The sequence below is a fragment of the Escherichia sp. E4702 genome, assembly GCF_963883545.1.
Classification (GTDB): Bacteria; Pseudomonadota; Gammaproteobacteria; order Enterobacterales; family Enterobacteriaceae; genus Escherichia.
The window spans coordinates 22347-30867 of the sequence record NZ_CAWORF010000001.1 but is presented as its reverse complement, the minus strand read 5'-3'; the positions used below and the strand labels follow the sequence as shown (position 1 = coordinate 30867).

Sequence of the window (8521 nt, the reverse complement as noted above, 5' to 3'; positions counted from 1 at the left end):
GCGTGGTATCAAACGTGAAGAAATCGAACGTGGTCAGGTACTGGCTAAGCCGGGCACCATCAAGCCGCACACCAAGTTCGAATCTGAAGTGTACATTCTGTCCAAAGATGAAGGCGGCCGTCATACTCCGTTCTTCAAAGGCTACCGTCCGCAGTTCTACTTCCGTACTACTGACGTGACTGGTACCATCGAACTGCCGGAAGGCGTAGAGATGGTAATGCCGGGCGACAACATCAAAATGGTTGTTACCCTGATCCACCCGATCGCGATGGACGACGGTCTGCGTTTCGCAATCCGTGAAGGCGGCCGTACCGTTGGCGCGGGCGTTGTAGCAAAAGTTCTGAGCTAATTGCCGATAACATTTGACGCAATGCGCACTAAAAGGGCATCATTTGATGCCCTTTTTGCACGCTTTCGTACCAGAACCTGGCTCATCAGTGATTTTCTTTGTCATAATCATTGCTGAGACAGGCTCTGTTGAGGGCGTATAATCCGAAAAGCTAATACGCGTTTCGATTTGGTTTGCCTCGCGATCGCGGGGTGAAAATGTTTGTAGAATACTTCTGACAGGTTGGTTTATGAGTGCGAATACCGAAGCTCAAGGAAGCGGGCGCGGCCTGGAAGCGATGAAGTGGGTCGTTGTGGTGGCATTGCTCCTGGTGGCAATTGTCGGCAACTACCTTTATCGCGACATTATGCTGCCGCTGCGTGCGCTGGCCGTAGTAATTCTGATTGCTGCAGCGGGTGGTGTCGCGCTGTTAACGACAAAAGGGAAAGCAACCGTTGCTTTTGCCCGTGAAGCGCGTACCGAAGTCCGTAAGGTCATTTGGCCGACTCGCCAGGAAACATTGCACACCACGCTGATTGTGGCTGCGGTTACCGCAGTAATGTCACTGATCCTGTGGGGACTGGATGGTATTCTGGTTCGCCTGGTATCCTTTATCACTGGCCTGAGGTTCTGAGATGTCTGAAGCTCCTAAAAAGCGCTGGTACGTCGTTCAGGCGTTTTCCGGTTTTGAAGGCCGCGTAGCAACGTCGCTGCGTGAGCATATCAAATTACACAACATGGAAGATTTGTTTGGTGAAGTCATGGTACCAACCGAAGAAGTGGTTGAAATCCGTGGCGGTCAGCGTCGCAAAAGCGAACGCAAATTCTTCCCAGGTTACGTCCTCGTTCAGATGGTGATGAACGACGCGAGCTGGCACCTGGTGCGCAGCGTACCGCGTGTGATGGGCTTCATCGGCGGTACTTCCGATCGTCCTGCGCCAATTAGCGATAAAGAAGTCGATGCGATTATGAACCGCCTGCAGCAGGTTGGTGATAAGCCGCGTCCGAAAACGCTGTTTGAACCGGGTGAAATGGTCCGTGTTAATGATGGTCCGTTCGCTGACTTCAACGGTGTTGTTGAAGAAGTGGATTACGAGAAATCTCGTTTGAAAGTGTCTGTTTCTATCTTCGGTCGTGCGACCCCGGTAGAACTGGACTTCAGCCAGGTTGAAAAAGCCTAACCCAGCGATCAAAAAAGCGGCGATTTAATCGTTGCACAAGGCGCGAGATTGGAATACAATTTCGCGCCTTTTGTTTTTATGGGCCTTGCCCGTAAAACGATTTTTTATATCACGGGGAGCCTCTCAGAGGCGTTATTACCCAACTTGAGGAATTTATAATGGCTAAGAAAGTACAAGCCTATGTCAAGCTGCAGGTTGCAGCTGGTATGGCTAACCCGAGTCCGCCAGTAGGTCCGGCTCTGGGTCAGCAGGGCGTAAACATCATGGAATTCTGCAAAGCGTTCAACGCAAAAACTGATTCCATCGAAAAAGGTCTGCCGATTCCGGTAGTAATCACCGTTTACGCTGACCGTTCTTTCACTTTCGTTACCAAGACTCCGCCGGCAGCAGTTCTGCTGAAAAAAGCGGCTGGTATCAAGTCTGGTTCCGGTAAGCCGAACAAAGACAAAGTGGGTAAAATTTCCCGCGCTCAGCTGCAGGAAATCGCGCAGACCAAAGCTGCCGACATGACTGGTGCCGACATTGAAGCGATGACTCGCTCCATCGAAGGTACTGCACGTTCCATGGGCCTGGTAGTGGAGGACTAAGAAATGGCTAAACTGACCAAGCGCATGCGTGTTATCCGCGAGAAAGTTGATGCAACCAAACAGTACGACATCAACGAAGCTATCGCTCTGCTGAAAGAACTGGCGACTGCTAAATTCGTAGAAAGCGTGGACGTAGCTGTTAACCTCGGCATCGACGCTCGTAAATCTGACCAGAACGTACGTGGTGCAACTGTACTGCCGCACGGTACTGGCCGTTCCGTTCGCGTAGCCGTATTTACCCAGGGTGCAAACGCTGAAGCTGCTAAAGCTGCAGGTGCTGAACTGGTAGGTATGGAAGATCTGGCTGACCAGATCAAGAAAGGCGAAATGAACTTTGACGTTGTTATTGCTTCTCCGGATGCAATGCGCGTTGTAGGCCAGCTGGGCCAGGTTCTGGGTCCGCGCGGCCTGATGCCAAACCCGAAAGTGGGTACTGTAACGCCGAACGTTGCTGAAGCGGTTAAAAACGCTAAAGCTGGCCAGGTTCGTTACCGTAACGACAAAAACGGCATCATCCACACCACCATCGGTAAAGTGGACTTTGACGCTGACAAACTGAAAGAAAACCTGGAAGCTCTGCTGGTTGCGCTGAAAAAAGCAAAACCGACTCAGGCGAAAGGCGTGTACATCAAGAAAGTTAGCATCTCCACCACCATGGGTGCAGGTGTTGCAGTTGACCAGGCTGGCCTGAGCGCTTCTGTAAACTAATGCCTTTACGTGGGCGGTGATTTTGTCTACAATCTTACCCCCACGTATAATGCTTAATGCAGACGTATATCCGAGAGCTTCGGATTGTGGCAAGGCGGCAACTGAGTGAGTCGCCAGGAGCATAGCTAACTATGTGACTGGTGCGAACGAAGAAAGCCAACGCCGCCACAAGCTGAATAGCGACGGATAGAAAAGATTTGTTCGTTGGAGCCTGGCCTATCCAGGCCTCCGTCGAAGACCGCAGGAGTTTCGCAAGAAACTTAATCCCCTGCGTAGACGGTGACAGAACGCTAAGATTATTCTTTTATATTCTGGCTTGTTTCTGCTCACCGTAATTAAGACGCTCTCTCCATTTGGAGGAGTGAAGTGAGTTCCAGAGATTTTCTCTGGCAAACATCCAGGAGCAAAGCTAATGGCTTTAAATCTTCAAGACAAACAAGCGATTGTTGCTGAAGTCAGCGAAGTAGCCAAAGGCGCGCTGTCTGCAGTAGTTGCGGATTCCCGTGGCGTAACTGTAGATAAAATGACTGAACTGCGTAAAGCAGGTCGCGAAGCTGGCGTATACATGCGTGTTGTTCGTAACACCCTGCTGCGCCGTGCTGTTGAAGGTACTCCGTTCGAGTGCCTGAAAGACGCGTTTGTTGGTCCGACCCTGATTGCATACTCTATGGAACACCCGGGCGCTGCTGCTCGTCTGTTCAAAGAGTTCGCGAAAGCGAATGCAAAATTTGAGGTCAAAGCCGCTGCCTTTGAAGGTGAGCTGATCCCGGCGTCTCAGATCGACCGCCTGGCAACTCTGCCGACCTACGAAGAAGCAATTGCACGCCTGATGGCAACCATGAAAGAAGCTTCGGCTGGCAAACTGGTTCGTACTCTGGCTGCTGTACGCGATGCGAAAGAAGCTGCTTAATCGCAGTTATCTTTTTAACGCATTCGCTTACGTATAAACTTATTCTGATATTCAGGAACAATTTAAATGTCTATCACTAAAGATCAAATCATTGAAGCAGTTGCAGCTATGTCTGTAATGGACGTTGTAGAACTGATCTCTGCAATGGAAGAAAAATTCGGTGTTTCCGCTGCTGCTGCTGTAGCTGTAGCTGCTGGCCCGGTTGAAGCTGCTGAAGAAAAAACTGAATTCGACGTAATTCTGAAAGCTGCTGGCGCTAACAAAGTTGCTGTTATCAAAGCAGTACGTGGCGCAACTGGCCTGGGTCTGAAAGAAGCTAAAGACCTGGTAGAATCTGCACCGGCTGCTCTGAAAGAAGGCGTGAGCAAAGACGACGCAGAAGCACTGAAAAAATCCCTGGAAGAAGCTGGCGCTGAAGTTGAAGTTAAATAAGCCAACCCTTCCGGTTGCAGCCTGAGAAATCAGGCTGATGGCTGGTGACTTTTTGGTCACCAGCCTTTTTGCGCTGTAAGGCGCCAGTAGCGTTTCACACTGTTTGACTACTGCTGTGCCTTTCAATGCTTGTTTCTATCGACGACTTAATATACTGCGACAGGACGCCCGTTCTGTGTAAATCGCAATGAAATGGTTTAAGCGTGATAGCAACAGGCATTGCGGAAAGTGTTCCATTTTCCGGTCAACAAAATAGTGTTGCACAAACTGTCCGCTCAATGGACAGATGGGTCGACTTGTCAGCGAGCTGAGGAACCCTATGGTTTACTCCTATACCGAGAAAAAACGTATTCGTAAGGATTTTGGTAAACGTCCACAAGTTCTGGATGTACCTTATCTCCTTTCTATCCAGCTTGACTCGTTTCAGAAATTTATCGAGCAAGATCCTGAAGGGCAGTATGGTCTGGAAGCTGCTTTCCGTTCCGTATTCCCGATTCAGAGCTACAGCGGTAATTCCGAGCTGCAATACGTCAGCTACCGCCTTGGCGAACCGGTGTTTGACGTCCAGGAATGTCAAATCCGTGGCGTGACCTATTCCGCACCGCTGCGCGTTAAACTGCGTCTGGTGATCTATGAGCGCGAAGCGCCGGAAGGCACCGTAAAAGACATTAAAGAACAAGAAGTCTACATGGGCGAAATTCCGCTCATGACGGACAACGGTACCTTTGTTATCAACGGTACTGAGCGTGTTATCGTTTCCCAGCTGCACCGTAGTCCGGGCGTATTCTTTGACTCCGACAAAGGTAAAACCCACTCTTCGGGTAAAGTGCTGTATAACGCGCGCATCATCCCTTACCGTGGTTCCTGGCTGGACTTCGAATTCGATCCGAAGGACAACCTGTTCGTACGTATCGACCGTCGCCGTAAACTGCCTGCGACCATCATTCTGCGCGCCCTGAACTACACCACAGAGCAGATCCTCGACCTGTTCTTTGAAAAAGTTATCTTTGAAATCCGTGATAACAAGCTGCAGATGGAACTGGTGCCGGAACGCCTGCGTGGTGAAACCGCATCTTTTGACATCGAAGCTAACGGTAAAGTGTACGTAGAAAAAGGCCGCCGTATCACTGCGCGCCACATTCGCCAGCTGGAAAAAGACGACGTCAAACTGATCGAAGTCCCGGTTGAGTACATCGCAGGTAAAGTGGTTGCTAAAGACTATATTGATGAGTCTACCGGCGAGCTGATCTGCGCAGCGAACATGGAGCTGAGCCTGGATCTGCTGGCTAAGCTGAGCCAGTCTGGTCACAAGCGTATCGAAACGCTGTTCACCAACGATCTGGATCACGGCCCATATATTTCTGAAACCTTACGTGTCGACCCAACTAACGACCGTCTGAGCGCACTGGTAGAAATCTACCGCATGATGCGCCCTGGCGAGCCGCCGACTCGTGAAGCAGCTGAAAGCCTGTTCGAGAACCTGTTCTTCTCCGAAGACCGCTATGACCTGTCTGCGGTTGGTCGTATGAAGTTCAACCGCTCTCTGCTGCGCGAAGAAATCGAAGGTTCCGGTATCCTGAGCAAAGACGACATCATTGATGTTATGAAAAAGCTCATCGATATCCGTAACGGTAAAGGTGAAGTCGATGATATCGACCACCTCGGCAACCGTCGTATCCGTTCCGTTGGCGAAATGGCGGAAAACCAGTTCCGCGTTGGCCTGGTACGTGTAGAACGTGCGGTGAAAGAGCGTCTGTCTCTGGGCGATCTGGATACCCTGATGCCTCAGGATATGATCAACGCCAAGCCGATTTCCGCAGCAGTGAAAGAGTTCTTCGGTTCCAGCCAGCTGTCTCAGTTTATGGACCAGAACAACCCGCTGTCTGAGATTACGCACAAACGTCGTATCTCCGCACTCGGCCCAGGCGGTCTGACCCGTGAACGTGCAGGCTTCGAAGTTCGAGACGTACACCCGACTCACTACGGTCGCGTATGTCCAATCGAAACCCCTGAAGGTCCGAACATCGGTCTGATCAACTCTCTGTCCGTGTACGCACAGACTAACGAATACGGCTTCCTTGAGACTCCGTATCGTAAAGTGACCGACGGTGTTGTAACTGACGAAATTCACTACCTGTCTGCTATCGAAGAAGGCAACTACGTAATCGCCCAGGCGAACTCCAACCTGGATGAAGAAGGCCACTTCGTAGAAGACCTGGTAACTTGCCGTAGCAAAGGCGAATCCAGCTTGTTCAGCCGCGACCAGGTTGACTACATGGACGTATCCACCCAGCAGGTGGTATCCGTCGGTGCGTCCCTGATCCCGTTCCTGGAACACGATGACGCCAACCGTGCATTGATGGGTGCGAACATGCAACGTCAGGCCGTTCCGACTCTGCGTGCTGATAAGCCGCTGGTTGGTACGGGTATGGAACGTGCTGTTGCCGTTGACTCCGGTGTAACTGCGGTAGCTAAACGTGGTGGTGTCGTTCAGTACGTGGATGCTTCCCGTATCGTTATCAAAGTTAACGAAGACGAGATGTATCCGGGTGAAGCAGGTATCGACATCTACAACCTGACCAAATACACCCGTTCTAACCAGAACACCTGTATCAACCAGATGCCGTGTGTGTCTCTGGGTGAACCGGTTGAACGTGGCGACGTGCTGGCAGATGGTCCGTCCACCGACCTCGGTGAACTGGCGCTGGGTCAGAACATGCGCGTAGCGTTCATGCCGTGGAATGGTTACAACTTCGAAGACTCCATCCTCGTATCCGAGCGTGTTGTTCAGGAAGACCGTTTCACCACTATCCACATTCAGGAACTGGCGTGTGTGTCCCGTGACACCAAGCTGGGGCCGGAAGAGATCACCGCTGACATCCCGAACGTGGGTGAAGCTGCGCTCTCCAAACTGGATGAATCCGGTATCGTTTACATTGGTGCGGAAGTGACCGGTGGCGACATTCTGGTTGGTAAGGTAACGCCGAAAGGTGAAACTCAGCTGACCCCAGAAGAAAAACTGCTGCGTGCGATCTTCGGTGAGAAAGCGTCTGATGTTAAAGACTCTTCTCTGCGCGTACCAAACGGTGTATCCGGTACGGTTATCGACGTTCAGGTCTTTACTCGCGATGGCGTAGAAAAAGACAAACGTGCGCTGGAAATCGAAGAAATGCAGCTCAAACAGGCGAAGAAAGACCTGTCTGAAGAACTGCAGATCCTCGAAGCGGGTCTGTTCAGCCGTATCCGTGCTGTGCTGGTAGCCGGTGGCGTTGAAGCTGAGAAGCTCGACAAACTGCCGCGCGATCGCTGGCTGGAGCTGGGCCTGACCGACGAAGAGAAACAAAATCAGCTGGAACAGCTGGCTGAGCAGTATGACGAACTGAAACACGAGTTCGAGAAGAAACTCGAAGCGAAACGCCGCAAAATCACTCAGGGCGACGATCTGGCACCGGGCGTGCTGAAGATTGTTAAGGTATATCTGGCGGTTAAACGCCGTATCCAGCCTGGTGACAAGATGGCAGGTCGTCACGGTAACAAGGGTGTAATTTCTAAGATCAACCCGATCGAAGATATGCCTTACGATGAAAACGGTACGCCGGTAGACATCGTACTGAACCCGCTGGGCGTACCGTCTCGTATGAACATCGGTCAGATCCTCGAAACCCACCTGGGTATGGCTGCGAAAGGTATCGGCGACAAGATCAACGCCATGCTGAAACAGCAGCAAGAAGTCGCGAAACTGCGCGAATTCATCCAGCGTGCGTACGATCTGGGCGCTGACGTTCGTCAGAAAGTTGACCTGAGTACCTTCAGCGATGAAGAAGTTATGCGTCTGGCTGAAAACCTGCGCAAAGGTATGCCAATCGCAACGCCGGTGTTCGACGGTGCGAAAGAAGCAGAAATTAAAGAACTGCTGAAACTTGGCGACCTGCCGACTTCTGGTCAGATCCGCCTGTACGACGGCCGCACTGGTGAACAGTTCGAACGCCCGGTAACCGTTGGTTACATGTACATGCTGAAACTGAACCACCTGGTCGACGACAAGATGCACGCGCGTTCCACCGGTTCTTACAGCCTGGTTACTCAGCAGCCGCTGGGTGGTAAGGCACAGTTCGGTGGTCAGCGTTTCGGGGAGATGGAAGTGTGGGCGCTGGAAGCATACGGCGCAGCATACACCCTGCAGGAAATGCTCACCGTTAAGTCTGATGACGTGAACGGTCGTACCAAGATGTATAAAAACATCGTGGACGGCAACCATCAGATGGAGCCGGGCATGCCAGAATCCTTCAACGTATTGTTGAAAGAGATTCGTTCGCTGGGTATCAACATCGAACTGGAAGACGAGTAATTCTCGCTCAAACAGGTCACTGCTGTC

7 protein-coding genes and 1 pseudogene are annotated in these 8521 nt (G+C 51.4%); all 8 read left to right on the top strand.

Features of this window, described 5'->3' with window-relative positions:
- Positions 1-349: pseudogene (tuf, locus tag AACU94_RS00140) on the top strand (elongation factor Tu); the annotation flags it as partial.
- A gap of 229 nt (positions 350-578) precedes the next feature.
- Positions 579-962, top strand: coding sequence for a preprotein translocase subunit SecE (gene secE / locus AACU94_RS00135; protein ID WP_001275702.1), 384 nt, complete (start codon positions 579-581; stop codon positions 960-962).
- A gap of 1 nt (position 963) precedes the next feature.
- On the top strand, positions 964-1509 hold the full coding sequence (gene nusG / locus AACU94_RS00130) for a transcription termination/antitermination protein NusG (RefSeq protein ID WP_001287516.1): 546 nt from the start codon (positions 964-966) through the stop codon (positions 1507-1509).
- Between the two features lie 158 nt (positions 1510-1667).
- Positions 1668-2096 carry a 50S ribosomal protein L11 gene (rplK, locus tag AACU94_RS00125; RefSeq protein WP_001085926.1) on the top strand — a complete coding sequence of 143 codons (429 nt, stop codon included), beginning with the start codon at positions 1668-1670 and terminating at the stop codon, positions 2094-2096.
- A gap of 3 nt (positions 2097-2099) precedes the next feature.
- The gene (gene rplA, locus AACU94_RS00120; protein WP_001096684.1) at positions 2100-2804 is read left to right on the top strand and encodes a 50S ribosomal protein L1; all 705 of its coding nucleotides are present in this window, start codon (positions 2100-2102) and stop codon (positions 2802-2804) included.
- Between the two features lie 412 nt (positions 2805-3216).
- Positions 3217-3714 carry a 50S ribosomal protein L10 gene (gene rplJ, locus AACU94_RS00115; RefSeq protein WP_001207201.1) on the top strand — a complete coding sequence of 166 codons (498 nt, stop codon included), beginning with the start codon at positions 3217-3219 and terminating at the stop codon, positions 3712-3714.
- Between the two features lie 66 nt (positions 3715-3780).
- Positions 3781-4146, top strand: a complete 366-nt coding sequence (gene rplL, locus AACU94_RS00110; RefSeq protein ID WP_000028879.1) for a 50S ribosomal protein L7/L12 — start codon at positions 3781-3783, stop codon at positions 4144-4146.
- A 319-nt stretch (positions 4147-4465) separates the two neighbouring features.
- Positions 4466-8494: a DNA-directed RNA polymerase subunit beta gene (gene rpoB / locus AACU94_RS00105; protein ID WP_000263098.1), complete on the top strand. Its 4029-nt coding sequence runs from the start codon at positions 4466-4468 to the stop codon at positions 8492-8494.
- Positions 8495-8521: the final 27 nt, after the last annotated feature.